Origin of the sequence: Hymenobacter wooponensis, from assembly GCF_004745865.1 — a bacterium.
GTDB classification, from domain to species: domain Bacteria; phylum Bacteroidota; class Bacteroidia; order Cytophagales; family Hymenobacteraceae; genus Hymenobacter; species Hymenobacter wooponensis.
Map to the genome: position 1 here is coordinate 277,625 of NZ_SRKZ01000005.1, position 25,764 is coordinate 303,388.

Genomic DNA, 25,764 nt, shown 5'->3' on the forward strand with positions numbered 1-25,764 from the left:
AAGTAAAGTCAGAGCGTTAGAAACCCACGTTGATACCGGCCAGGAAGGTCTTAGCCAGAGGTGGCGTGTAGAAGTCGTGCCCGATGAGGTAGTTAGCAGCGCCAAATGCGGCAGTGTTTACCTCAGGGTCATATCCATCGTAATTCGTAATTGTGAACAGGTTCTGCGCCGATACATACACGCGTACCGAAGCCATGCTACCCTTCTTTACCAAAGACTGGGGCAGGTTATAACCTAGCGTTACATTCTTCACCCGGAAGAAAGAACCGCCTGTTACCCACCGCGACGACTGCACTGTACCATTAGCGTCACCGAAGCGAGGCTGAGGAACGTTGGTATTCCGGTTGTCTGGCGTCCAGTACTTCAGCTGATCAACGCTCTGGTTATCGAAATAATCTCCGTTAACAGACTGATAAACCCCAGCAGCATTGTAGATATCATTTCCATAAACGAACTGGCCTAGCACGCTTAAATCAATTCCTTTGTAGGAAAGGTTATTCGTGATACCACCTGTGTACTTAGGGTTGGGGTTACCGACTTTCTTCAGTACAGCTAAGGCTGAGTTATTGGTAGTGGTGCCTTCAGCAGTGTAATAGAGCGCATCGCCATTCTCTGGATTTACACCGGCATACTCACGACCATAAAATACGCCAATTGGTTCACCCTCACGCACGCTGCCCAGGTACTGGCTCTGGATAGGAGCGGCTAGAGAAGTAACCTTGTTTCGGTTGAAAGAAACGTTAAAGTTGGTGCTCCACTTGAAAGCGCCATCGAGGTTGCGCGTGTTGAGAGAAATTTCCAGACCACGGTTACGCAACGAACCTACGTTTTCAGTTACACTGGTGTAACCGTTGTTATAGGGAAGTGGCCGACTCAGCAGCAAGTCAGTGGTCTTCTTCTCGTACACGTCAACCTCACCTGAGATGCGGTTATCTAGGAAGCCAAACTCCAAGCCAATGTCAGTTTGGGCTGTGTTTTCCCAGCTCAGGTTTGGGTTGCCTACAACCGCGCTGGGCGAAATGCCTGCCTGGTCAGCGTAGGGCAGTGCCCCATACAGGTAACGTGAAGCAAAGTTGCCAATCTCAGCGTTACCCGTAAGACCATAGCTAGCCCGCACCTTCAGCAGGTTAACAATCGCGTTGTCCTTCAGGAAGCCTTCTTCCGAAATAAGCCAGCCGATTGAGCCCGCCCCGAAAGTACCGTAGCGGTTGTTTGATCCGAAACGCGAGGAACCATCCCGACGAACACTACCCGATACTAAGTACTTACCTTGGAAAGCGTAATTAATACGGCCGAAGTAAGAAATAAAGGAGAAGCCATCACGCGAGGAGCTAGAGCCGGCTGTTTTGATAGCAGCACTAGCTACCTTGGTAAACTCTGGGTTCGGGAAGCCCCGACCTTCAGCCGAAGTTTCCTGAGCATCTGAACGCTGGAAGGAGAAACCTGCCAGGGCCTCGATGCTATGATCTTCGCCAATCGTTTTGAGGTACGTAGCCGTGTTGTTGGTTGTGTAGTTGATTACCTGCACCTGGTTACTGTACCCATACCCAGTGTTACCACCATCCTGGGTACCGGCAGCCCGGTAAAGATCCTCGTTCAGGTTCAAAAAGTCGGCACCAGCCTCAGTGCGCAACGTCAGATCCTTGAGAGGCTTGTAAGTTAAGTTCACATTGCTGAACGAACGATACGTACCAGCGCGGTTAGATCCTTTATCCAGATCCAGCAGATTGTTATAGTACAGCGTGTTCGGGTTTAGCTGACCCGTAGCCGGGTCAATCTTAGGCTGCAACGGTGGCAGCGCATTCAGCTGAACAGGGTTAGAGAAGGCATTATCGTTCGGCGTCCGGTCGTTCACAGAGCGCGTTAGCGACAAGTTGAATCCTACTCGCAGTTTGTCTGATATAGAGTGATCCAGATTAATCCGCGCGCTTCCCCGACGGTATCGGTTGCCGATAATTATACCGGTCTGGTCGTTGTAAGTAGTGCTTAGATAAAAACGAGTTTTGGCATCACCGCCGCTCACGTTCACATCGTATTGCGACACTTTACCACGACGGAAAGGGGCGTTACCCCAAGTTTCGTCGTAGGGAGAGTTGTAGTCCAAGCCCCCTTCGCTGGCGTATACTTCTTCCAGATCAGGCGTGGGGCCATAGTTCCGGTTGATATAGCCTCCCGTGCGAGAAGCGCTATTTAGAATAGCCGCATCGAACAGCTGACGGTATTCAGCGGCATTCAAGAATTTCCGACGACGAGTGGTTTCGCTGGTACCTACATAGTAACCCAGATTTACCTTAGTCTGCCCCTGGCGGCCCTGCTTGGTAGTTACTAGGATAACGCCGTTAGATGCACGCGAGCCGTAAATAGCCGAAGAAGCAGCATCTTTTAGAATGGTAATCGACTCAATGTCGTTGGGGTTGAGGTCGGCCAGCGGGTTCAGAGGCTCCGTGTCAGATCCTACATCCTGTGACGTTACGGGAATACCATCAATTACGTACAGCGGCTGGTTGGAAGCCGTCACGGAAGATGAACCACGCACCCGGATTTGTACGCCAGCCCCTAGTTTACCCGATGTCTGATTGATTTGCACACCTGGAGTGCGTCCCTGGATAGCTTGCTCGAAGCTTACAGTGGGTACGTTCTGAACGTCTTTACTGCTGAGTTGAGTAACCGAACCGGTTACATCAGCCTTGGTTTGGGTACCGTAGCCAACTACTACCGCTTCACCCAGTTCCGTAGCGCTGCTTTTCAGCGTTACTGGTACTGAAGTACGGTCGCCAACTGCTACGTTTTGGGTTTCAAATCCGATAGAGCTAATTACCAAGGTAGCGCCGGGCTGTACCGACAATGAGAATCCGCCATTAGCGTCAGTGCTCGTACCATTAGTAGTACCGCGCTCCAGTACAGTTACTCCAGGTAGCCCCGTGCCACCAGCATCTGTTACGCGGCCACTAACAGCGCGCGTTTGCGCCGTTGCAGTGGAAGCTAGTGCTAATCCGCAAGCAAGAGGAATGAGGAAATTTTGTTTCATATAATCTAGACCTTACGGTCGATTAGAGTGAAAATTCACCGGCTTCAAAATCTCCGGTGCTTTTAGCTCGAAACGGCTAAAATTCAGCCGATACCGATTCGCAAATTAAAGAGTTAAGCGATTAAAGACGTAATTATTTCAATAATACCCTTAAATTTTAATGACATTCATTACATATACACATTACTATTATTCAGTTTAACAGTTTGTTAGGTCATTCTGCATGCCTACTATTTCTATTTAGCTGATAGGTGCTTACTTTTCGTCTCTCCAGCTTTTAGCTAATATGTCGGCTTTACTGCACTCCTATCAGCAGCACTACTTATGGCAGGTAGTTGTTGATATGAACAGCTAATTGGTTTTGCCTCTGCAGGCTCCCTACCTTTACCAGCCTGTCCTTCCTAAATACAGTGTGGGCCTTGCTGGATAATGTTCGCCTATTTCATTTGTGAATGCCTAATCTTCAGTACCTGACTACTGCCGCCCAAGTGCAACAACTCGCCGAGGCGTTGCAGACGGCACCTCGCATTGCCATTGACCTGGAATTTGACGATATGCGCCACCGCTACGGGCGCAACTTGGCGCTTATTCAGCTCTTCGATGGCCAAGAAGCTTATTTGATTGACCCGCTCCCCCTCACTAACCCTGCTCACGAGCTAGAGCCCCTGTGGGCTATTCTGCGTGACCCCGCAGTGGAAAAGATCTTCCACAGCTGCAAGTCTGACATTCTCCTACTCGATGAACTGTACAGCGTACATGTTCGTCACATCACCGACACTAGTGTACAATATACACTATTAGGAGAAGCAGACAATAACATTTCCCTAGGCCGTCTTATTCAGGCTGAACTAGGAATTGAGGTAGACAAGGGAGAGCAGAAGTCGAATTGGCTGAAGCGCCCGCTCACGGATGCTCAGAAAGAGTATGCTGCTAATGATGTAATTTATCTCTTTGAGCTGGCAGACCGTCTTAGCGCTAAGCTGGCAGCCTTGGGCCGGACGGAGTGGGCGGAGCAGGAGAATGCGGCCTTGGAAGAAGTTCGCTACGTACGCGACGAGCGGCCCTACATGCGCAATGCCGGCAAGTACCGGATTATGCCCAATGAGCTGCCCCTGTTCCGTGACCTGTATATGCTGCGTGACCAGATTGCCCGCGACCTGGACCGTCCGCCGTACATGATCTTCGCCAACGACCGCCTGGCGGAGCTGGTGCGAGATACACCCCGCAACCTCAACGATTGGAAGTCGGCACGTGGCCTACACCCCGAGCTCAAGCGCACTCCATATCTGGACCAGCTTGTAGCGCTGTCGCCCGACAACTTTGTATCTCGTCCTGAGCCGCCACAGTCGGGTGAGCAGCGACGCTTTCCGTTCCGCCGCCGCCTTACTGGCGAGAAAGCGGCGCAGGCTGATGCTCGTGAGCAGCTGCTTGCTCAGCTCAAAACCCACATTACTACCGATGTGAATGGGTTCGTAGCTAACCTCGTGCTTTCGAACCGCCTTATAGCTGACATAGTGGAGCAAGGGGCTGAACAGTCGCTGCGGCCCTGGCAGAAAACGATTCTGCGCGAAACGGCTGAGCGTCATGGCCTCGACTTTAACCAGATTGCCAAGCCTTTCTAGGCCACTCAAAGCGTCAGATACAGCAACAGCCCCGATGAAAGTCGGGGCTGTTGCTGTTTTGATGAAGGCCGTTAGTGTTGAAACTGGGCTTCTTCGGTACTGCCGATTAGGGCGCTGGTGCTGGCTTTACCCGCTGACACTACATTTTGCACTGCATCGAAGTAGCCGGTGCCCACGAAGGCTTGGTGCTTAACAGCTTTAAAGCCTTGCTTCTGCAGGGCAAACTCCCGCTCCTGCAGCTCTGAGTAGCCTGCCATGCCCCGATCTCGGTAGGCCACTGCCAACTCAAACATGCTAGTGTTGAGGGCATGAAACCCTGCCAGCGTAATGAACTGGAAGCGGTAGCCCATGGCGGCCAGTTCTTCCCGGAACGTTTCCATCTGCTCCTTGCTCAGCTTGCTAGCCCAGTTAAAGGAAGGAGAGCAATTATAGGCCAGGAGCTTGCCGGGGTATTTGGCGTGGATGCCTTCCGCAAACTGCCGGGCCTGCGCCAGATCTGGGGTCGAGGTTTCCATCCAGATCAGGTCGGCGTAGGGCGCGTAGGCCAGTCCGCGGGCAATACCGGCTTCTACCCCACAGCGCACCCGATAAAATCCTTCTGAAGTACGCTCCGCCTCCTGCATAATGAAGGGCCGGTCTCGCTCATCCACATCGGCGGTCAGCAGGTCAGCGGCGTCGGCATCGGTGCGGGCTACAATCAGGGTAGGTACGCCCAGTACATCGGCGGCTAGCCGCGCGGCTACCAGCTTATTGATGGCCTCCTGAGTGGGTACCAGCACCTTGCCGCCCAGGTGGCCGCACTTTTTAGCAGATGATAGCTGATCCTCGAAGTGCACGCCAGCGGCGCCCGCTTCAATCATCATCTTCATCAGCTCAAACGCATTCAGGTTGCCGCCAAAGCCAGCCTCTGCATCAGCCACGATGGGGGCCATCCAATGCACGTTGCCCTCGCCGGTTACGCTCTGAATTTGATCGGCCCGGAGCAGGGCGTTGTTGATGCGCTTTACTACGGCGGGCACGCTGTCGGATGGGTAGAGGCTTTGGTCGGGGTACATGTGGCCGGCCAGGTTGGCATCGGCGGCTACCTGCCAGCCGCTAAGGTAAATGGCTTGCAAACCCGCTTGCACTTCCTGAATGGCCTGATTTCCGGTCAGGGCTCCTAGACCAGCCACGTAACTTTCGGTGTGTAGCAGCTTCCACAACCGCTCCGCTCCTTGCCGGGCCAGTGAATATTCTATCTGCACGGAGCCGCGCAGCTTTAGCACATCTTCGGCCGAGTAGGGCCGCTCGATGCCTTCCCAGCGTGGGTTAGTTGACCAATCCTGTTCTAATGCGGCAATACGCTCTTGCTTGTTCATGGGAATGGAAGTGGAAGATGGAAGGTGGTTTGCGAAGACAATGCGCGGCCCTGCCACTCAAAAGAGTGGCCTAGAAAAGCAGCCAGAAGATGATGTGGACGAGGTAAGCTGACGACTACTTTCGCCGGCTTCGTGCCAGACGCTAGGTCAGTTGGTCGTATGCGGGTACCGTCAGGAACTCGATAAACTTCTTACTGGTCACGAGATGGTCAAATAGCCGGGCGGCTTCTTTGTAGCGGCCTTGCTCAAAAGCCTCCTCTCCTACCAGCGCCTTAATTTTCTCAAGCTGGCCTGGTACTAAAGAGCGGTACAGCTCTACCGTGACAGGGCGACCATCCTGCAGGGTGGTGCCTGGCGTATTCAGCCACTGCCACACCTGGGCCCGACTAATTTCGGCGGTGGCAGCGTCTTCCATCAGGTTGTAAATGGGTACACATCCATTGCCACGCAGCCACGATTCGATGTACTGCACGGCTACATCGATGTTCAATTTTAAGCCTTCTTCCGAAATGGAACCTTCGGGCGCTTTAACCAAATCTGCGGCCGAGACATGCAGGTCGTCGCGCTTATTCTCAATCTGGTTGGGCTGAGGCATCAACTCATCAAACACCGCCAGCGCTACGGGTACTAGGCCAGGGTGGGCTACCCAGGTGCCATCATGCCCGTTGCGGGCCTCGCGCACTTTGTCGAGGCGCACTTTCTCCAGAGCAGCCTCATTAGCCTCGAGGTCGTTCTTGATGGGAATTTGCGCGGCCATGCCACCCATAGCATGCACCCCGCGCCGGTGGCACGTTTGAATAACCAGTTGCGAATACGCCGCCATAAAGGGCACCGACATAGTCACCTCGGCACGGTTGGGCAAGCGAAAATCAGGCTTGAGGCCCAGGCGCTTGATGTAGCTGAAAATATAGTCCCAGCGGCCACAGTTCAGGCCAGCAGAATGCTCCCGCAGCTCCCACAGAATCTCGTTCAGCTCGAATGCCGCCGGTAGCGTTTCGATAAGCACCGTTGCTTTGATCGTGCACTTAGGCATTTTCAACGACCACTGCGCAAAGCCAAATACATCATTCCAGAGCCGGGCTTCGAGGTAGCTTTCAATCTTGGGAAGATAGAAATAGGGTGCCGTTCCGCGGGAGCACAACTCGTGAGCATTATGAAAGAAGTATAGCCCGAAGTCGAATAAGGACCCACTTACCGGCTCTCCATCTACCAGCATGTGCTTTTCCAGCAGATGCCAGCCCCGCGGGCGCACCATGAGCACGGCTGTTTTCTCATTCAGCTTGTACTCTTTCTGCGGGGTAGCCAGGGAAATAGTTCGGCGCACGGCATCGCGCAGGTTACGCTGGCCTTCTACCACGTTGCTCCAAGTGGGAGAATTAGAATCCTCCAGATCAGCCATGAACACTTTGGCCCCGGAGTTCATGGCGTTGATAATCATTTTACGCTCTACTGGGCCCGTAATCTCCACCCGCCGATCCAACAGGTCTTCCGGCAGGGGCGCCACCGTCCAGGGCTTCTCCCGAATCAGGCGGGTCCCCATCAGGAAATCAGGCAGCACGCCCGCCTCCAGTTCCTGCTGACGTTCCTCGCGCCGGGCCAGCAGTTGACGGCGGGTCTGGTCAAACCGGCGGTGCAGCTCCGCTACGAAGGCCAGCGCAGAAGGAGTCAGGATTTCAGCAAACTCAGGGCTGTAGGTACCGGTAATCTTTACGCGCTCCGGCGTACGATACTTCGGTGCCGTTGCTACCGCATGGGGCTCAGTAAATAGTGACATAGGTAGGAAGTTTAAGGTGGCTGGATCAGTAGCCCGGCGAGCTATCTAAACCAAACATAGCAAAGCGAATTATATTAAACAAGCGAATATTCGCTAAATGTAAAATATACGCTGATAGCGTCTGCATTTGCAGGTATTTAAATTTAGTACTTGCTTGCCAGCTAGTTTGGCTTAATCGGGGCATTAACTGGACTCTAGCTATAGCGCTAAGCGTCATAAATCTGCCCCAATTGCGTTTAGAGCTACTCCCACCCAAGCAGCATGGCATAGGCTTCCACCCAAAGTCCGCTGGCTGCTTCCCCTTAACTGCTATTCACTCTCTCCTTTTATGCTGAGTCACGGTCAAGTTGTCCGACTAATTTTCGGACTGAAGCTTCGCGAGCTGCGCCAAGAGCGCGGCTACACTCCCGCCGAGCTGGCCCGCGCCTGTGATGTTTCCGTCTCGTATCTGAATGAGATTGAGAAGGGCAAGAAGTATCCCAAGGCTGATAAGATTCTGAGCTTAAGCAAGGTCTTGGGAGTCAGCTACGATCAGCTCACTTCCCTGACCTTGAGCCGCCGCTTGGAGCCTATTTCGGAGCTGTTGCAATCAAACCTGCTGAAGGAGTTCCCACTAGATATGTTCGGGCTGGACCCGCTGCGAATTGTGGAGCTGATTGCTGATGCACCGGCGAAAATGAATGCCTTCATCAGCACCTTGTTTGAGATTGCGCGCAACTACGAAATGCGACAGGAGCACTTCTTTCTGGCAGCGCTCCGCTCCTTTCAGGAGATGCACGACAACTACTTCGAGGAGTTGGAGCAGGACGTGCGCACCTTTGTTGTAGAGCACAAGATTCAACACTCTGCCCCCTTTGACCGCTCCCAGCTCATGCGGGTTCTGGAGGAAAACTATGGCTATACCCTCGACCGCACTACGCTTCAGGAATACAGCAACTTAGGGCGATTACGCTCGGTTTTCCAGCACAAAAGCCGGCGCTTATTGCTACGCCCAGGCCTTACGGGGGCTCAGGAAGGCTTTGTGCTAGGCCGCGAAGTGGCCTTTAATTACCTCAATTTGCGCGAGCGGCCCTATGTGAATGCCACCTTCCCGGTGCGTTCCTTCGAGGAAGTACTCAACAACTTCAAAGCGTCGTACTTCGCGGGGGCGCTGCTGATGGAGGAAGAGTCATTGGTGCGAGACTTACAGCGTTTATTCGCTCATAAGAAATGGGAGCCCACGCTGCTGCTGGAGCTACTGACGAAGTATGATGTTTCGCCGGAGATGTTCATGCAGCGGATTACCAACCTGCTCCCGCGCCACTTCGGGTTGCAGAGCCTGTTTTTCCTGCGCTTCGACCAGGCCAACTCCTCGGCAGCCTTCAAGCTGACCAAGGAACTGCACCTTTCACGCCTCCATAATCCCCACGGAAACGAGCTGCATGAGCACTATTGCCGCCGCTGGGTTTCCCTGCGCCTCATTGCCGATCTGCGCCAGCAGCCTATGACGGGCACACCCAACTTCACGCTGGGTGCCCAACGCTCCCGCTACCCCAACGGCGACGAATACCTGTGCTTGTCGCTGGCCCGCTCGGGTGCCGCTACCGAGCCCGCCGTGAGTGTTACCGTAGGCCTGCTCTGCGATGATACCCTACGCCAGAAGCTCCGCTTCCTCGACGACCCAGCTATTGTGCAGAAGGACGTGAATGAGACCTGCGAGCGGTGCACGTTCTTCGACTGCGAGGTACGGGCCGCGGCTCCGGTAGAAGTAGAGCGCCGGCAGCGGCAGCGGGAATTAGAAGAGTCGGTTGCCGCCCTGGTCAACGGAGGGTAATCTTCTCACATTAGAGAATTAGTAGTTGCCAGATTTGAAGAAGTCGTTTTTTGCGCGTTGGGGGTGGCCTATGCTCACGCTGCTTGTGCTACTAGGCCTAGCGGGGCTGGCAGGTACCTGGTATGTGCTCTGGAAGCCCAATGTGAAACCGTCGGCGTTTGGTCCTGCTTACCTGTATATCCGCACGGGCAGCGGCTTTGCGGCCGTGCAGGACTCACTGCGTAAGTATGAGTTGCTCCGCGACCCAGGTACATTTGAGTGGCTGGCGCGAAAGCGTGAGTATCCGAATCACGTGCGCCCCGGTCGGTATTTGCTGGCGCCTAACCTGAGTAATTCGGCTTTGCTGGATAAGCTGGAGCGGGGCGAGCAGGACACCATAGCCTTTGTGCTCGATGCGTTCAAGTACAAGCCTCAACTGGCCCGCCAGGTAGCCCGCCAACTGGAAACGGACTCTGGTAGCCTGCGCCACTTGCTGCAGGACAATGCTTTCCTGCAGCGCCAATACCAGCTAGATACTACCACCATTCTTACCCTGTTTCTGCCGGGGCCTTACCGCCTGTTCTGGAACACCTCGGCGCGGCAGTTTCTGGATTCGGCGGCGGCCACCCACCGGCGGTTCTGGACCGTGCAACGCCGGCAGCGCGCCGACTCGCTCCGGCTTTCGCCCACCGAAGTGCATGTACTGGCCAGCATTGTGCAACGAGAGACTGCCAAGAAGGAGGACAAACCCGTTATTGCGGGCGTGTACCTGAACCGGCTGCGCCGCGGCATGCGCCTCCAGGCCGACCCTACCCTGCTTTGGGCCATTGGCAACTTTGGGGTGAAGAGGGTGCTGAACAAGGATAAGCTCGTGGACTCGCCGTACAACACCTACAAGCATAAAGGCCTCCCCCCTGGTCCCATCACCTCCGCCAACCGGCAAAGCCTGGATGCCGTGTTAAAGCCGGCCGCCCACCAGTACCTGTTCTTCTGCGCCCGCCCCGACCACAGCGGATATTCCGACTTCGCCGAGACGTTCGCGGAGCATAAGCAGAACGCCCGCCGCTACCAGCATATGCTGGACAGCATGCGTATTCTGCGATAGAGCCAGTTGTTACAGCTTCAGCAACCGCAGTTGCAGAGTATCTTGCTTCGCCACACGTTGCCGAGCCAAGGTTTCCTCATAGCCTAGGCCAGTGTACTCAGAGTGCTCCAAGAATAGCAGCGGAGAAGTTAGCAGGGGCTCCGGCCAGGCCGCTACGGGTTGTAGGCGCCGCAGTGAATCAAAGCGGGCTACGCCGGTTACGCGCCAGTAACTGTCTAGCAGCACGTAGCGGTAGCCCCACCGCCGCAAAGCCGCCAACGCCCGCTCATCATTCACTGACAAAACGGTATCGGGCTGAAAAGGTGCTAGGCCTAGGCTGACGGTGCTGGCTACTTTTCCTCCTCCGTGCGCCTGGAGCCAGGTCGCTACCTGTGGGTACCGAGTGGGAGTATAGGCGTAAATTTCGCGCTGCAGGCGGTAACCGTTAAAACCAATGGCGGCTATAATCAGCCCTGCCAAGACACCGCCGGACAACCATTGGCGCAGCCCCGCATACGCGAGTACATAGAACAGTGGATACGCCCAAAGCAGGCCCCGCGGCGCTTTTATCAACAAGGTCATTCCGGCAAGGAGGCAGGCAGCCCACACTAGCAGATACGGCAAGAAAGGAAGCTGTCCGCGGCGGCTAGGCCACTCTTTGCGCAGCTTCAGCAGCAAAAGCCCCACTCCTACGCCCAGCAGCGGTGACTCAAAATTCCAGAGGTAGCGGAAGTAGTACAAGGCATCAAACCGCAGCGTGTTGCTCCGGCCGGCCGCGTTAGCCGCATCCGGAAAGGCTACCTTGTAGTAGAAAGCCGGCCACAGGTACCAGCGCAGCCCTGCCGCCACTCCGATGGCCCCAAACACCAGGTAGGGGGCTGCTACTAGGGCCGCAACTCGCATCAGGTTGCCTCGCCGCCAGAGTAGTCCATCGTTGTGCCACAGCTCCAGCACCGTCAGAATGGGTATCGTCAGGATAAACTTATAGTTGATGCACAGGCCTAGCATCAGCCACGCGGCTGCCTGAAGCAAGGTTTGGCGGCTGGGCTGTTGCAGGCGGCCCCAGTAAGCCCCCAGTAAGCCTGCAAAGCAAAACAAGCTACCCGAGCTCATGGTAAAATCGCGGCCCGAGAACGTGAGCAGTACCGACGTACCGGCAAAGAGCGTGAGCAGCGCCTGTTGCCATCCCGACAGCTGTAAATGGTGGCCTACGAAGCGAATAAGCATGCCCAAAGCTGCTACTGCCAGCAATGCGTTTACATGTTGAAACACCTGATAGTTGGAGGTAAACCAAGCTAGCGGCGCGTATAGCAAGTAAAACCCAGGGCTGCCGTGGTGAAAAATGTGGTGCACATTTCCGTAGGCCACTTCCTGCACTATCTGCCAGTTGCGCACCGAATCATAATCGGGTAGGGCTGCCTCACGCAGGCCATACAGGCGCAATGCAGCCAGAGCAACCAGGGCCAGCAGCCACCAGAGGTTGAGGTTCGCGTAAGGAATGTCGTTCTTCGTGGCCGCCATGCGCAATGTAGAGCGTATGGCGAAGTACGGCAATATCTGTTGAACCCGGCTCTACCTATCCTGAGCTGCTGGCTCAGGATGCGCCATCTCACCTTACACTTCTCTCCTTCATGCGTACTGTAATTCAGCGCGTCCGACATGCCAGCGTGACCGTGGAAGGCCGCGTTACCGGACAAATTGGTCCGGGCTTGCTAGTGCTGGCTGGCTTCGCCCCCACCGATGATACCCGCAGCCTCGACAGGATGGCCCGCAAGCTCGTGCAACTGCGGATTTTCTCTGATGAGGAGGGCAAAATGAATCGCTCAGTGCAGGATGTGGGCGGACAAGTGCTGGTAGTAAGCCAGTTTACGCTGCTGGCAGATGCCCGCAAAGGCAACCGCCCCAGCTACATTGGAGCGGCCCCTCCCCCCGTGGCCATTCCCTTGTACGAGCAGTTTGTTGGGATGCTCGAGCAGCTGCTAGGCCAGTCGGTGCCTACCGGTGAGTTCGGGGCCGATATGCAAGTTGAACTGCTCAACGATGGCCCAGTTACCATTGTGCTGGACTCGCCGGAGTAAGCGAGCCGCACGTCATCAATTCCTTTTCCTCTCTTCTTATGACTATCGAAGAAGCCCAACAAACCGTTGATCAGTGGATTCAGACTACTGGCGTCCGGTACTTCAATGAGCTTACCAACATGGCCATGCTCACCGAGGAGGTCGGTGAGGTGGCCCGCATCATTGCCCGTCAGTACGGCGAGCAGTCGTTTAAAGAATCAGACAAAGACAAAGTCTTAGCTGATGAGCTGGCCGATGTTCTGTTCGTGGTGATTTGCTTGGCTAACCAAACCGGCGTCAACCTCACGGAGGCCCTGCAGCGCAACCTGGAAAAGAAAACCAAGCGCGATGCCGACCGCCACCGCCAAAACGAAAAGCTGTTTTAGGCCACTAAACTGCCATTCCGAGAGCAGCGAGGAATCTGGGTTAGCTTCTAGGCCAAGTCTCAGCCTCCTCGCTGCTCGCGGAATGACAGTTCTAGGCCACTACAATCCGCCCTTCCCGGAACACTGGCACCAGATCATACGCATCTTGGCGTACGCAAAACTCCATGTCTTTATGCGACTCCAGACTATTGAGGCGCCGCACGTGCGAGGATTTTAGTAAGTAGGCTGCTACATCGGGTTGGGCTGCCTGCCAGAGGTCCAAGGCAGCTAGTGTAGCATCGGAGCTGGTTACGTCGAACTCCTGGGCCAGCCGCTGGGCCAGCGCGCCACCGAATAGGGTGTCTTCGAGGCAGAACTTGCCCTTCCATCCCGCACACACCACTATCACATCTTGCTGCTGCTGCCGCACGAAATCAGCTACAGCACCCAGGTTCAGGAAGGCGCCCAGCACCACATGCTCAGCAGCGGCAGATAAATGGAGGGCCCGGGTACCGTTGGTGGTCGTAATTGCCACGCTGCGGCCCCGCACGGGCACTACGCCATCCAGGTAGCCAAAGGGGGAATTTCCTAGGTCTACGTTTTCGGCCTGCCGGCCATCACGTTCGGCGGCCGTGAGGTAGCCTTGGCTCGCCATTTCCCGGCACGGCTCCAGCTCACTGAATGGCACCAAATGCGTGACTCCCTGAGCTAGTGCAGTGACGATGGAAGAGGTAGCCCGCAAAATATCTACAACTACCGCTACCCGGCCCTGCAGGTCATACAGGGGCAGCAGTTCTGGGGAAAAACAAATATCGAGGGAAGGCATATTGAGGTACATTACTGACTAGCAGTCGTGCTGAGCAAAGAAAAATTGCCAGCTACCAAGCCGAAACCTGGTAACTGGCAACCAATAACTGGGAGTTGCTTACGCTTCTTCGGTGCCGGGCACGAAGGGCAGCTTCACTACCGTAGCAGGCAGGTTTTTGCCGCGTACCTGCACGAAAATCTTGGTACCGGGCGTGCTCAGCTCCGTTTGCACGTAGCCCAGGCCTATGCCCTTGCTGAGGCTCGGCGACTGCGTGCCACTAGTAACATCGCCAATCTTCTCACCGGCCTCATTCACCAGCTCGTAGTGGCCGCGCGGAATCCCGGGTCCATCCATCAGGAAGCCTACCAGCTTGCGCGAAACCCCAGCTTCTTTCTGCTGCTTGAGGCTATCGGCGTTGGTGAAGTCTTTAGTGAACTTCGTGATCCAGCCTAGGCCAGCTTCCAGGGGCGACGTTTCGTCGGTAATGTCGTTGCCGTAGAGGCAGTAACCCATTTCCAGGCGGAGCGTGTCGCGGGCACCCAGACCGATGGGCTTCAGACCGAATGGCTGGCCGGCTTCCATTACTTTATCCCACACCTGCTTGGCATGTTCGTTGGGCACGTAGAGCTCAAACCCACCCGCGCCGGTGTAACCGGTGGCCGAAATAATGACGTTGGGTGCACCGGCAAACGTGCCCTGCACGAAGGAGTAGTACGGAATGGTGGTCAGGTCTGTATCAGTGAGGCTTTGCAGGGCTTGGATGGCTTTGGGCCCCTGCACCGCAAACAGGCTAATGGTATCCGACACGTTTTCCATCTCGGCACCCTGGGTGTTGTGCTGCTGAATCCAGTTCCAGTCTTTGTCGATGTTAGACGCGTTTACCACCAGCAGATAGTCTTCCTCGGCCAGCTTATACACCAGCAAGTCGTCTACAATGCCACCTTGGGTGTTGGGCAGGCATGAGTACTGCGCTTTGCCGGGCTGCAGCTTGCTGGCGTCGTTGCTGGTTACGCGCTGAATCAGGTCGAGGGCCTGGGGGCCGCGCACCCGGAACTCGCCCATGTGCGATACGTCGAAGATGCCCACGGCCCGGCGCACGGTGTGGTGCTCATCCAGGTCGGAAGAGTAGCGCACGGGCATGTTGTAGCCCGCGAAAGGCACCATTTTAGCACCTAGCTGCTGGTGCACATCATTCAACGGAACGGTTTTAAGGTCTTCGGCCATCAGAAAATGGGTGGTGGGAGAAAAGAATAAGAAACTAAAAAATCAGGTGGATTACCATGACTACGGAGGAGCTTGGAGCCGTATACGTTAGTGCATTCACACTCAGAAGCATCGGTTCATTCACTCACCCACGTAAGTGCGAGCGAGTGGCCTAGCGCCGGGCGAAATTAGCCAAATCCGCTTGCGCTTAGGCTAACCGCCCAACCTTATCTTTGTGCTTGCTTTCTCCCGACCCTCGGGACCATTCCTGCCTTGAAGCTCGCTTACTGGCGCTTTGCCGTTTTCCTCGCTGCTTTTAGCAGCACCTGACCAGAATTTATGACCGACGAGCTCAAACAGGATTTCGATTCCGCTCTAATCAAGCACTTGTCGTTTAAGTCCAAGCTACGCTCCTTTCTTTACGGCAGCGGCACCAGCCAAACGCCCATTCGTGACCCAAACGTCTGCAGCTTTGGGCAATGGATTAATGCTCGGGTTTTGCAAGACTATGGCCATCTCCCCATTAGTCAAGAGCTGAACCGAGTGCATATTCGGATGCATCAGGTGGCCAACCGCCTTATGGATCTTTTGCAGCAGGGCCACCAAGATGAAGCAATTGCTGGCCTAGCAGAAGTTGACCAGATAGCCGATCATATAACTCAACTATTGCGTACGATGCAGCACCAGCTCCGCACAGGCCGCTAGGCCACCTCCTGCGGTTCAGTGGCCTAGCCCTTGTCCTCCCACCTGCCTCGCATGAAGCTTCGGATTTCCACTAAACTCTTTGCTGGCTTTGTGGCCATTTCGGTGCTGTTTGCAGCCGTAGTGGTTATCAACTATCAGCTTTCCCGAAAGGTGCTGCGCAACTCCCAGCGCGTAGAACGCTCCCAGCGTATTACCGGGGAGGCCACTACCCTGCTGCGCAATATCATTGACATGGAAAGCGGCTTCCGGGGCTATCTGCTCATCGGCAATGAGGTACTCTTGGAGTATTACTACGAAGGTGAGCGAAACCTGCTAGGCCGGTTTGCTGAACTGCGGGATGAGCTGCCCATCAACACCCCGCAGTACAACCGTATGCTGCGGGCACAGCAGCTTTATCAGCAATGGACCGCTTACTCTCATTTGCTGATAAGTGAAAAGCGGGAAGCCTTACGTCGGAACCCCAACCAAATAGCGCTAGAGGGCTTAGAGCACCGCAACCTCACATCGGGGCTCACCGGTAAAGTTCTGATGGACCAAATTCGGGTGGTGTTTACGGCATTTGAACAGGAAGAAACCCGCATGCGCCTTGGCCAACGCCAGAAACTGCAGGAAAGCATCCGGGAGACCAGGGTGTTGTCGGTGGGTATCACGCTGGCTACTATTCTGCTAGGCCTGCTATATGCTTCCTATTTGGTGCGCCAACTCTCCCACCGTATTGGTAGCATGGTGACGCTTTCTCGCCGCATTGCCGACGGCGACTACGCCACCACCGTGTTAGACACGGAGCAAGATGAACTCACGGAGCTGGCCGACTCGCTCAACGTGATGTCGAACACTATTGATGGCACCATCACCCAGCTGGAGCGCCGCAATCAGGAGCTTGATCAGTTTGCCTATGTGGTTTCCCACGATTTGAAAGCGCCGCTGCGGGGCATTGAAACTGCGTCTCGCTGGATTGAGGAAGATATGCGGCAAGACTTGCCAGAGCATATTCGGGAGTTTCTGCTGCTGATGCGCACCCGCGTTTTCCGCATGGAAAACCTGATCAGTGGCATTCTGGAGCTGTCCCGTGTGGGGCGCACAAAGCAGGCCGAAGAGCGCGTGAACGTGCGAGAACTGCTGCAGGAAATCCTCGACTCGCTGGCGCCACCGCCGGGCTTCACGGTAGAACTGCCCAGCTACTTGCCTACCCTTACTACCAACCGCGTGCAGCTGCAGCAGGTGTTCAGCAACCTCATCAGCAATGCCCTCAAGTACCACGACCATCCAGAGTCTGGGTTAATTCGGGTTGGCTGCCGCGAAGAGCGCGGCCAGTTTCAATTCTCAGTGCAAGACAATGGTCCGGGCATTGCGCCCGAGTACCATGAGCGGATTTTTGTCATTTTCCAGACGCTCACCGAGCGCGACACGCTGGAAAGTACGGGAGTAGGCCTAGCCATCGTGAAGAAAATAGTAGAGGGGCGCGGCGGTACTATTCGGGTAGAATCAGCTGAAGGCCAGGGCGCAACTTTTGTATTTACGTGGCCCAAAGAAAATCCTCGGCGTACAGAATCACGCTCGAAAGAAACTGTAATACCGGTTTCAGATGCCCAAAGTCGTCGGTAATCCGTATACCGGCTAAGATTTTCGGTCATTTATCCGTTTTTCGACCTCATGATTAGTGACGCTCCACAACCCAGCATTCTGCTCGTCGAAGACGACCAGATGGATATAATGAATGTGCAACGCGAACTGCGGAAGCACAACATTGATGTTCCTTTACACATTGCCCGTAACGGTAAAGAGGCCCTCAGCCTTCTTCGGGGCGAAGATGGAAAGACCCAGATTCCTCGGCCTAATGTGGTCATGTTAGACATCAATATGCCTCGCATGAATGGCCTAGAGCTACTACAGATTTTACGCTCTGACCCTGACTTTGTAGGCCTAAACGTATTTATCACTACTACCTCCGATTTAGAAACTGAACGCTTCAAGGCTCAGGAATTAGCCGTGAGTGGCTACATCATTAAACCGCTGAGCTTCGACAGCTTTGGCGAAGGGGGCACCACGGTAGATGGCTTCAGCTTATTCCTTGATCTATTACGGCTGAAGGACTAAGGCGTCAGAACGCTTCTGCACCTGTTTGCCTGAATACTTGTGCAGGATCTTAGTGCGCGTGAACAGTGGCCTAGCAACGGCTTGTTCTAGCGTACCAAGATCCTTTTCTGTTTTTAGCTTAGTTGTATTCCCGGTATTTCTCAACCTACAGCAGCCGGAAACCCATGCGGTGGTGCACAGTGGGCCCATGGTCGCGGATGGCCATGCGGTGGCTTGGAGTCGGGTAACCAGCATTCTGCTCCCAACCATAGAAGGGGAACTCCGCCGCTAGTTCGCGCATTCGCTCATCCCGAAAGGTCTTGGCTAGCACTGATGCGGCTGCAATAGAGCGGTACAAACCATCACCCCCAACAATGCAGGTGTGCGGCAACGTAGGGTGTGGCCGAAAGCGGTTGCCATCAACCAGCAAATGCGTAGGTGTTAGGCCTAGCTGCTCTACCGCTCGGTGCATGGCTAGGTAGCTGGCCTGAGCAATATTGATAGCGGCTATTTCCTGGGGCGAAGCTTCGGCTACGGCCCAGGCTACTGCTTCCTGACAAATTTCGGCGCGCACGAGCTCCCGCTGCCGCGCCGTCATCTGCTTGGAGTCGTTGAGGTATTGAGGCGAAAAGTCGGGTGGCAGAATAACGGCGGCCGCAAAAACAGGTCCGGCCAAACACCCCCGGCCCGCTTCATCGAGTCCGGCTTCCAGGGGTTGGCCCGTATAGGAGGCGAGTAACATACTACAAAGGTATACTGGCTAGGCCACCTTAATCCTTATTTAAACCGTTAGAACACGGGAAAAGGCCTCCCCGACTGCTTCTAGCAATCGGAGAGGCCTTTTCTAGGGCACTGCTAAGCAGTAAGGGTACTTATTTGTGGCTGCCAGCGGCTGAGCCTACTTCTGGACTGTCATTGTCGCCCCGACGGTTGCCTTGCTTATCGCGTGGGCCTTCATCAATGGCATCGTCTTCGTCGGTGGTGATATACACGTTAGTGGAGGGGCCTAGGCCACCGGTGTTCTGTATTAACTCAGATTCGGCCTGGGCATGCTTAAGATTGAAAAGCGGATCGCCGGGCTGATCTTGGGAAGCTTGTTTCTTTGACTGATTGGCCATAAAACTTACAGCACCGACCGGGATGTGAACGGTCGATTACTGGTAGATACGCGCCCCACTCAGACGAGGTTGGTTGCCGCAGCCTACAGGATTTTGGGATTATACTTCTTCTCAACCGTGAGAAAACAAAAAAACCGCTGCCTTAAGCAGCGGTTTTTTCAGTGTGTTGGCCGGCAAATCATTCATCTACCCTACTCCTTTGCCAGCGGCAACACAACGCAGTAGAAGCCTTCCTTTCCATTAACCCTACGTGCGCCATTCATTACTGATACAAATGTATACCAGCGCTATAGCCCCCTGCTGTGAAACTTGACCAATGGTGCTACTTTGCCGGCCAACTACACTTTCTGCCCGGCCGATGATAAACTGGTGCCGGTAAAGCAGTAAATCAGCCGTACCTTTACAGCCATCAACTTCCAGCAATTTCTTGTTTATGTCCAATAAGAGCCTCTCCGAGCTAGACGAAACCCACAACCCTTGGCAAACGCACAGCAGCGAGGTCAAGTATGAAAACCCCTGGATCAGGGTGCGGGAAGATCAGATTACCAACCCCGCCGGCAACCCAGGCCTGTATGGGGTAGTGTCCATGAAGAACAAGGCCTTAGGCATTGTCCCCGTCGACGAGGAAGGCAACACCTGGCTGGTAGGCCAGTACCGGTATGCCCTCAGTGAATACAGCTGGGAAATCCCCATGGGTGGGGGCCCGGTAGAACTGGATATCTTGGAATCAGCCCAACGCGAGCTTCGCGAAGAAACTGGCATTACGGCCCGCCGCTGGACCAACATCGCCCGCCTGCACACCTCCAACTCGGTGACCGATGAAGAAGGCTTTGTGTTCTTGGCCCAAGACCTGGAGTTTGGCGCCGAAGAGCCCGAAGACACCGAGGATCTGCACGTGTGGAAGCTCCCCCTCTCTGAGGCCATTGAGATGGTAATGAACAACCGCATTACCGACGCCATTAGTGTGGCGGGCTTGCTGAAAGCCGCCCGCGTTCTAGCACAATAGCCGCTAGCGACGTAGCCAGAGCCCAATGGTTTGGGGTTGGCTACGTCGTTACTCGGTTATCCCTTTTACCTTTGTAGGTATGCGTCGCTTGATACGTTACATAGGCCACCGACTCTATACCACTTGGGCAACCTTCTGGTTTGTGCTGCCTTTCGTGCTGACCTATCCACTGCAATGGCTGATGAGCCGCCAGAAATGGCACCGGCAGCTCCACTCCATCAACCGGGGTTGGAGTATTTTCTCCATCCGCATGTGGGGGGTGCCCGTCACGATTATCAAGAAAAAACCGCTGCCAGCTGACCAGACCTGCGTGTATGTAGCCAACCACGGCTCTTACATCGACATTCTAATGCTGTTCAAAGCTATTCCCGGCTTTCTGAACATGGTGGGCAAGAGTGACCTAGCCGAGGTGCCCGTTTGGGGCTCCATTTTTGGGAACACCTATATCACGGTAAACCGCAACAGTGCTGTAAGCCGTGGGCGCTCTATGGTAGAGGCACGGCGTAGCCTGGAAGCGGGCCGCTCGGTAGTTATCTTTCCGGAGGGCACTATTTCGCCCAAAGCTGGTGAAGAGATGGTACCCTTCAAGGAAGGTGCCTTTCAGTTGGCTATTGCGACCGGTGTACCCATCGTGCCCATCACCATGCCCCTCAATCATAAGTTCATGCCAAGCATCAAGGGCTCGTTGCGGGTGCGCTACTCTCCCCTGCGCTTGGTTATGCACGAGCCCATTCCTACTGCTGGCCTTACCTTAGCCGATGCCCCGGAACTAAAGGACCGGGTTTATGCGATTATTGCCAGTGAGTTCTTGCCAGAAGGGGCTGGTATTCCTGAACCCAGCACTTGGCGAAAGCCTCAGCCTCAGAAAGAGGAAATGGCACTGCCTACTTCGTAAATCTACTTTTTACTCTTCTTACTTTGAGCACCGACCTAGCCACCCTGCGCAAACTGGCCCATTTGGCCCGCCTAGAATTTGACGAAAACAAAGAGCAGCAAATGCTCGGCGACCTGAACAAGATTCTGGATTGGGTGGATCAGCTGCGCCAGCTGGATACTTCCAATGTGGAGCCCTTGGTTCACCTTTCGCACGAAATTAACGTGCTACGCCCCGATGAAGCGCACAATACAGTGAGTCATCAGGACGGTCTGCGCAATGCTCCGCGCAAGGATTCTGACTATTTCCGCGTTCCGAAAGTTTTAGAATAACGGTTGCTACTCCCTCCTGCTTCCCCTCCAAACCGCTGGCGTGGACCACTGCTGGTGCTGGCTGTACTCACGGTATTGGCCCTTGGGCTCACTGGTTGGCATGCCTTCACTGGCAACGACACTGTGTTGCCAGTACGGCCTGTGGCCCAGCTCACACCGGTACCTACCACCATCGCATCCGTCCGCATAGGCCTAGCGGAGTTGCCAGTACAAGCCAATGGCTATCTGCTCACCCAGACCTACAGCGTAGATGGTCCTTACGTGCAGCCTACTGCCGCCGTATTGCTCATAGCCCTCTTAGGAGCCGCTCTGGCTTATTTTCTAGCAGCCGTAAGTACGCTGGCGCGCCCCGCGTTTGTAGTCGGAATGGCTTTGGTGATTTTTCTGCTAATGTCGCTGAACGCCGACTTGCTTGGTGTGTTTAATGCCCGGGAGCAGTATTTTCTGATTTTAAGTCTGGTGCTATTAGGCGGCTTCACTTTCGCCTTTCATGCCTTCTCGCCCAACACCAGCTTCACGAGAAGGCTGTTGGTACTTAGCACCTTAGTAGCGCTCTTGGGTGGGTTGCTATTTCTGCGCAGCCAACATCCATCTGATGTTACGGCCCTCCATCTCACGGCGTTTTTCACGGTCTCTGGCGCCGTAGCTTTTGCCCTTCTTGTGCTGTGGGTGGCCTACGAAAACATCTATGGCCTCCTATGGCTGAATACTCAGGCTGAAACGCCTAGTGGCCGCTTTGGGCTGCTGCCTTTCCTGCTTACCAGCATCCTCTACTTGGGTACACTCCTGTTGTACTACTGGAATGAGGGCGAACTGCTTATCCTACCCGGCTGGCACTTCGACCCATTGGTGCTGCTGGTGCCCGCCGTGGTTATTGGTTGGCTTAGCTTGCAACAGCGAAGCACAACCTATGGCTCATGGGTGCCTTTTTGGCCTGGTGCCAATTACTTGTACTTGATATTTGTGCTGCTGGCAGCCACAGCGTTGGGCTACGCTTTTGCCACGGCTAATGACCCATTCTTGTTTGCTGCCCGCGACTTTACAGCTCTTGCGTTTTTGGCAATTGGCACGGCTTTCCTGCTATATGTGCTAGTTAACTTCGGGCCACTTATCCGCAAGAAGATGGCCGTGCATAGGGTAGTATATGAGCCCCGACGCTTCCCCTTCTTCGCTATGTACATGCTAGGTGTGGCAGTACTAGGCGCAGTGGAGTTACGCAATAATTTCTTCGTTATTGATCAGGTTAAGGCTGCCTATTACAATAACCTCGGCGACCTTACTCGCTTACAAAGTGAACTGACGCCTGGTGCCGATGCGCTGGCGTTGCTAGCCGAGCGCTACTATGCAGAGAGTGATGAGTTAGATCTGCACAACCACAAAGCCAGCTTGGGCCGGGCCGCATTGTATCACTTCCGCCTGCAGCGCCAAAATGAGATTAACATCCTGCGGCGCGCCCTTAGCCGTCGGCCATCTGAAAAGATTTCCCTCCGCCTGGCAGCTCTCTACAATGAGCCTGCTGATTTCTTTGACCGCCTAGAAATCCTAAGAGCAGGCCTAAAAAGCACCCCTCGCAGTGCCCGCATCGCCAACGACCTAGCACAGCTTTATACCCGCTCCTCCCTCTCCGACTCAGTTGCCTACTACCAAGCGCGCGCGGAGGCTCTCGCTCCCAACGACGAGGTCCTTAGGTCTAACCGGCTGGCCTACCTTATGCAGCAACAGCAGTGGACTGCGGCTAAACAGTTTGCCACTGAGGCAGCTGGTGCAACAGATCCGGCTTTGCAGAGCAACCAGCTACTTCTAGGCCAGTTAACTGATCATCACGCCCAAAGCAACGCAGCACCACCAACTAGCACAGAACCGCTGACTGCGGCAACTTTTGCGCGCCTGTATCATTACGCGCTAGGCCAGGCCACTCGCCGCGATACTGCTCTGCTACCCACGCTCACGCAACTGGCCTCTCAACCCGATAACAGCGCCTACGCCGATCAGCTTCAATTTCTGCGTGCTCTTACGCAGCAATACGGTGGGCAATCTGTGGCGGCTCAAGCTACACTGCGGCCTTTAGCTTCAGGCTCGGGACCTGCGGCGGCCTACTATCAATCAGTACAGGGCTTGTGGCTGCTGGACCAGCGCTTGTACGCGGCGGCGGCTCCGCGCTTAGCCGAGGCAGTGCAGAATGGCGCCGTAGCGGCAGGTTTACCCCAGGCCTATGCACTGGCTCTGAGCGGGCAGCTTGACTCGGCTCACCGGGTAGCCACGTATCTGCTCAAACAGCCCCAGGTACCATTTCCAGCTCTCACCCGAGAGTTTTATACGGTAACACAACCCGACTTCAGCGCCGATTATGCACAAGCTACTGATTCTCTGAAGGCGCAATATTTAGTGCTGCGCGGCGATGAGTTCCCCGCTACTACCGACTTGTTGGCCCCGGCTATAGCGTTGCAGCAACCTGCTCCTCAACAAACAGCGCTCTTGGCTCAGCTTCCTCGGGCGTTCCGCGCTGGCCAGACAGCTTCTACTCAGCAGGTAATACAACGCTTTGCACCGGCAGTTACTACTCGTTCTGCTCAGACCTCTGCCTGGAATGTGCAACGGGGCGAGTTACTGGTTCGGACTAAGCAGTGGCCAGCCTTGCAACAACTCACAGAGCAGGCCTACCTGCAGGGCCCCGATCAGGCTTGGCGCCGTTATTTTCAGGCAATCCTAGCCGAAACTCACCAGCAGCCTCAACAGGCTGCCAAGCTATACGCGCAATTAGTACAGGAAACTCCTTTTGTTGAAAGCGGCATCCTGGCTGCGGCTCAGTTCTACACGCAGCGCAAAGAGTTTATCACTGCATATAACACCCTGCTGAAAGGCATCGACTACAACCCAGAGTCAGCGGAGCTACTAAAGGCGTATATACTAGCGGCCATTCCAGTAGGCTTGAACGAATATGCAGCGGCACCTCTGGAGCACTTGGCCGCGTTGCTTTCACCTCAGGAATATAGTACCTTTCGTACGCAGGTAGAGACACGGCGCGCGGCGCAGGCCTCCTCCAATGCCCCCTGGAACTAATCTGATTTGGTTATGCTGCACCCTGTCATTGAAACCACTGACATTTCTAAAGTCTACCGCATGGGGACGGAGGAAATCCATGCGCTACAATCAGTATCCATTACCATCCAGCGTGGTGAGTATGTAGCCTTCATGGGCCCGTCGGGTTCTGGTAAGTCGACGCTGATGAACATCGTGGGCTGCCTTGATACGCCTAGTGGCGGCCGGTACATCCTGAATGGCCACGACGTCAGCAACATGACCGACAACCAGCTGGCGGACGTGCGCAACCGCGAAATCGGGTTTGTGTTCCAGTCTTTCAACCTACTACCACGCGCTACTGCTCTCGATAACGTAGCCCTGCCATTGATCTATGCCGGCTATGGTAAATCGGAGCGCCAAGAAATTGCCCGGGAGGCTCTGCGCAGCGTAGGCCTAGCTGAACGCGCCTTACATAAACCCAATGAGCTAAGCGGTGGTCAGCGTCAGCGGGTAGCCATTGCCCGAGCACTAGTCAATAATCCCAGCATCATCTTGGCTGATGAGCCTACAGGTGCTCTAGACACCCGTACCAGCCATGAAATCATGGACCTATTCGAGGCACTCTACGTGAAGGGAAATACCATTATTATGGTTACTCACGAAGAAGACATTGCCCGCTACGCCCACCGCATTGTGCGCCTGCGTGACGGCTTGATTGAAACCGACGTTATCAATCACGAGGTTAACACGCACCATCAGTTGGTAAGTAAGTAGGCCAGGTACACCCGGCAGCAGACAATCGATTTTGGCTACACCGCAACTTTCTGCCTTGCAGACTGTCTTTCGGGTACCTTCCCCTTCTACCTACCCAGCTCTTGAAGATATATACTAAAACCGGCGACCAAGGTCTTACTTCTCTTATCGGTGGTACTCGCGTACCAAAGTCTAGCTTACGAATCGACTGTTACGGCACCGTTGACGAGCTTAACTCCTACATCGGGTTGGTGCGCGACCAAGACGTGAATGTAGCTCGACGCCCGTTGCTTAAGGAGATACAGGACCGGCTCTTTACTATTGGCGCATCCTTGGCCTCAGATCCTGAAAAGTCTAAAATGAAGATTCCGGATCTGCATGCCGAAGATGTTACGCTTTTGGAACAGCAGATGGACCAAATGAATGCTGTCTTACCTGAGTTGCGCGTTTTTGTCTTGCCCGGCGGCCACCAGTCGGTGTCTTTTGCGCATGTTGCCCGGTGTATTTGCCGCCGAGCTGAGCGCTTAGTTATTCAGCTTCGTGAGGAGTCCTTTGTTGCCGATCTGGTAGTAATGTATTTGAACCGCCTATCCGATTTTCTGTTTGTATTGAGTCGGCAAATGGCCCACGATCTGGATGCCGAGGAAGTCACTTGGCAGCCTCGTATGTAGCTTGCCCAGCTACGCGCACAAGTAACTTTTAATCTGCACTTTACTAGCCCTACTTCCCACCCTCTCTCACAACCAGCGGTTGGCTGAGTCCGTTTCAAAGGTCTCTACCACCCGCTA

Annotated in this window: 22 protein-coding genes; 14 read left to right on the top strand and 8 right to left on the bottom strand. The window is 54.7% G+C overall.

Annotated elements, in window-relative coordinates; translation table 11 throughout:
- Nucleotides 1–16 precede the first annotated feature (16 nt).
- Nucleotides 17–3,028, bottom strand: a complete 3,012-nt coding sequence (locus EU557_RS18240) for a SusC/RagA family TonB-linked outer membrane protein (RefSeq protein WP_135531902.1) — start codon at nt 3,026–3,028, stop codon at nt 17–19.
- Nucleotides 3,029–3,480: 452 nt separating this feature from the next.
- Here EU557_RS18240 and EU557_RS18245 point away from each other — a divergent pair, with 452 nt between their 5' ends.
- Nucleotides 3,481–4,650 carry a ribonuclease D gene (locus EU557_RS18245; protein WP_135531903.1) on the top strand — a complete coding sequence of 390 codons (1,170 nt, stop codon included), beginning with the start codon at nt 3,481–3,483 and terminating at the stop codon, nt 4,648–4,650.
- A gap of 71 nt (nt 4,651–4,721) precedes the next feature.
- On the opposite strand, the gene aceA is transcribed toward EU557_RS18245, so the two are convergent.
- Both aceA and aceB read right to left on the bottom strand, forming a co-directional pair.
- Nucleotides 4,722–6,008: an isocitrate lyase gene (gene aceA / locus EU557_RS18250; protein ID WP_135531904.1), complete on the bottom strand. Its 1,287-nt coding sequence runs from the start codon at nt 6,006–6,008 to the stop codon at nt 4,722–4,724.
- Between the two features lie 142 nt (nt 6,009–6,150).
- The gene (gene aceB, locus EU557_RS18255; RefSeq protein ID WP_135531905.1) at nt 6,151–7,782 is read right to left on the bottom strand and encodes a malate synthase A; all 1,632 of its coding nucleotides are present in this window, start codon (nt 7,780–7,782) and stop codon (nt 6,151–6,153) included.
- Between the two features lie 328 nt (nt 7,783–8,110).
- On the opposite strand from aceB, the gene EU557_RS18265 reads away from it, so the two are divergent.
- Together EU557_RS18265 and mltG are read left to right on the top strand one after the other, a co-directional pair.
- A complete protein-coding gene (locus tag EU557_RS18265; protein WP_135531906.1) occupies nt 8,111–9,595 on the top strand; it encodes a helix-turn-helix domain-containing protein in 1,485 nt (494 codons plus the stop codon).
- A gap of 34 nt (nt 9,596–9,629) precedes the next feature.
- A complete protein-coding gene (gene mltG, locus EU557_RS18270) occupies nt 9,630–10,679 on the top strand; it encodes an endolytic transglycosylase MltG (RefSeq protein WP_210116081.1) in 1,050 nt (349 codons plus the stop codon).
- A 9-nt stretch (nt 10,680–10,688) separates the two neighbouring features.
- Here mltG and EU557_RS18275 read toward each other — a convergent pair whose 3' ends face one another.
- On the bottom strand, nt 10,689–12,179 hold the full coding sequence (locus tag EU557_RS18275; RefSeq protein WP_135531908.1) for a hypothetical protein: 1,491 nt from the start codon (nt 12,177–12,179) through the stop codon (nt 10,689–10,691).
- A 110-nt stretch (nt 12,180–12,289) separates the two neighbouring features.
- Between EU557_RS18275 and dtd the strand changes: the two genes are divergently transcribed.
- Together dtd and EU557_RS18285 are read left to right on the top strand one after the other, a co-directional pair.
- Nucleotides 12,290–12,736: a D-aminoacyl-tRNA deacylase gene (gene dtd, locus EU557_RS18280; RefSeq protein WP_135531909.1), complete on the top strand. Its 447-nt coding sequence runs from the start codon at nt 12,290–12,292 to the stop codon at nt 12,734–12,736.
- A 38-nt stretch (nt 12,737–12,774) separates the two neighbouring features.
- On the top strand, nt 12,775–13,101 hold the full coding sequence (locus tag EU557_RS18285) for a nucleotide pyrophosphohydrolase (protein WP_135531910.1): 327 nt from the start codon (nt 12,775–12,777) through the stop codon (nt 13,099–13,101).
- 91 nt (nt 13,102–13,192) lie between these two features.
- On the opposite strand, the gene EU557_RS18290 is transcribed toward EU557_RS18285, so the two are convergent.
- Nucleotides 13,193–13,906, bottom strand: a complete 714-nt coding sequence (locus EU557_RS18290) for a 2-phosphosulfolactate phosphatase (protein ID WP_135531911.1) — start codon at nt 13,904–13,906, stop codon at nt 13,193–13,195.
- Nucleotides 13,907–14,005: 99 nt separating this feature from the next.
- Entirely contained in the window at nt 14,006–15,112 is a 1,107-nt protein-coding gene (gene gcvT / locus EU557_RS18295) for a glycine cleavage system aminomethyltransferase GcvT (protein ID WP_135531912.1), read from the bottom strand.
- 318 nt (nt 15,113–15,430) lie between these two features.
- Here gcvT and EU557_RS18300 point away from each other — a divergent pair, with 318 nt between their 5' ends.
- Genes EU557_RS18300 through EU557_RS18310 form a run of 3 tightly spaced genes read left to right on the top strand, consistent with a single transcriptional unit; the run spans nt 15,431 to nt 17,893 of the window.
- A complete protein-coding gene (locus EU557_RS18300) occupies nt 15,431–15,796 on the top strand; it encodes a CZB domain-containing protein (RefSeq protein WP_135531913.1) in 366 nt (121 codons plus the stop codon).
- Nucleotides 15,797–15,847: 51 nt separating this feature from the next.
- A complete protein-coding gene (locus tag EU557_RS18305) occupies nt 15,848–17,401 on the top strand; it encodes a sensor histidine kinase (RefSeq protein WP_135531914.1) in 1,554 nt (517 codons plus the stop codon).
- Nucleotides 17,402–17,449: 48 nt separating this feature from the next.
- The gene (locus EU557_RS18310; RefSeq protein WP_135531915.1) at nt 17,450–17,893 is read left to right on the top strand and encodes a response regulator; all 444 of its coding nucleotides are present in this window, start codon (nt 17,450–17,452) and stop codon (nt 17,891–17,893) included.
- 145 nt (nt 17,894–18,038) lie between these two features.
- On the opposite strand, the gene EU557_RS18315 is transcribed toward EU557_RS18310, so the two are convergent.
- The gene (locus EU557_RS18315) at nt 18,039–18,614 is read right to left on the bottom strand and encodes a ribonuclease HII (RefSeq protein ID WP_135531916.1); all 576 of its coding nucleotides are present in this window, start codon (nt 18,612–18,614) and stop codon (nt 18,039–18,041) included.
- Between the two features lie 130 nt (nt 18,615–18,744).
- A complete protein-coding gene (locus tag EU557_RS18320) occupies nt 18,745–18,990 on the bottom strand; it encodes a hypothetical protein (protein WP_135531917.1) in 246 nt (81 codons plus the stop codon).
- 433 nt (nt 18,991–19,423) lie between these two features.
- On the opposite strand from EU557_RS18320, the gene EU557_RS18325 reads away from it, so the two are divergent.
- The 6 genes from EU557_RS18325 (at nt 19,424) to EU557_RS18350 (ending at nt 25,647) form a co-directional block, all read left to right on the top strand.
- Complete coding sequence (locus tag EU557_RS18325; protein WP_135531918.1) at nt 19,424–19,996, top strand: NUDIX domain-containing protein; 573 nt, start codon at nt 19,424–19,426, stop codon at nt 19,994–19,996.
- A 79-nt stretch (nt 19,997–20,075) separates the two neighbouring features.
- Nucleotides 20,076–20,891, top strand: coding sequence for a lysophospholipid acyltransferase family protein (locus tag EU557_RS18330; protein WP_167855266.1), 816 nt, complete (start codon nt 20,076–20,078; stop codon nt 20,889–20,891).
- A gap of 23 nt (nt 20,892–20,914) precedes the next feature.
- Nucleotides 20,915–21,202 carry an Asp-tRNA(Asn)/Glu-tRNA(Gln) amidotransferase subunit GatC gene (gene gatC, locus EU557_RS18335; protein ID WP_135531920.1) on the top strand — a complete coding sequence of 96 codons (288 nt, stop codon included), beginning with the start codon at nt 20,915–20,917 and terminating at the stop codon, nt 21,200–21,202.
- 54 nt (nt 21,203–21,256) lie between these two features.
- A complete protein-coding gene (locus EU557_RS18340) occupies nt 21,257–24,262 on the top strand; it encodes a tetratricopeptide repeat protein (protein ID WP_135531921.1) in 3,006 nt (1,001 codons plus the stop codon).
- A 12-nt stretch (nt 24,263–24,274) separates the two neighbouring features.
- Nucleotides 24,275–24,997 (top strand): ABC transporter ATP-binding protein, encoded by a 723-nt coding sequence (locus EU557_RS18345; protein ID WP_135531922.1) that lies wholly within the window; start codon nt 24,275–24,277, stop codon nt 24,995–24,997.
- A gap of 101 nt (nt 24,998–25,098) precedes the next feature.
- Nucleotides 25,099–25,647 carry a cob(I)yrinic acid a,c-diamide adenosyltransferase gene (locus EU557_RS18350; RefSeq protein WP_135531923.1) on the top strand — a complete coding sequence of 183 codons (549 nt, stop codon included), beginning with the start codon at nt 25,099–25,101 and terminating at the stop codon, nt 25,645–25,647.
- Nucleotides 25,648–25,764 lie beyond the last annotated feature (117 nt).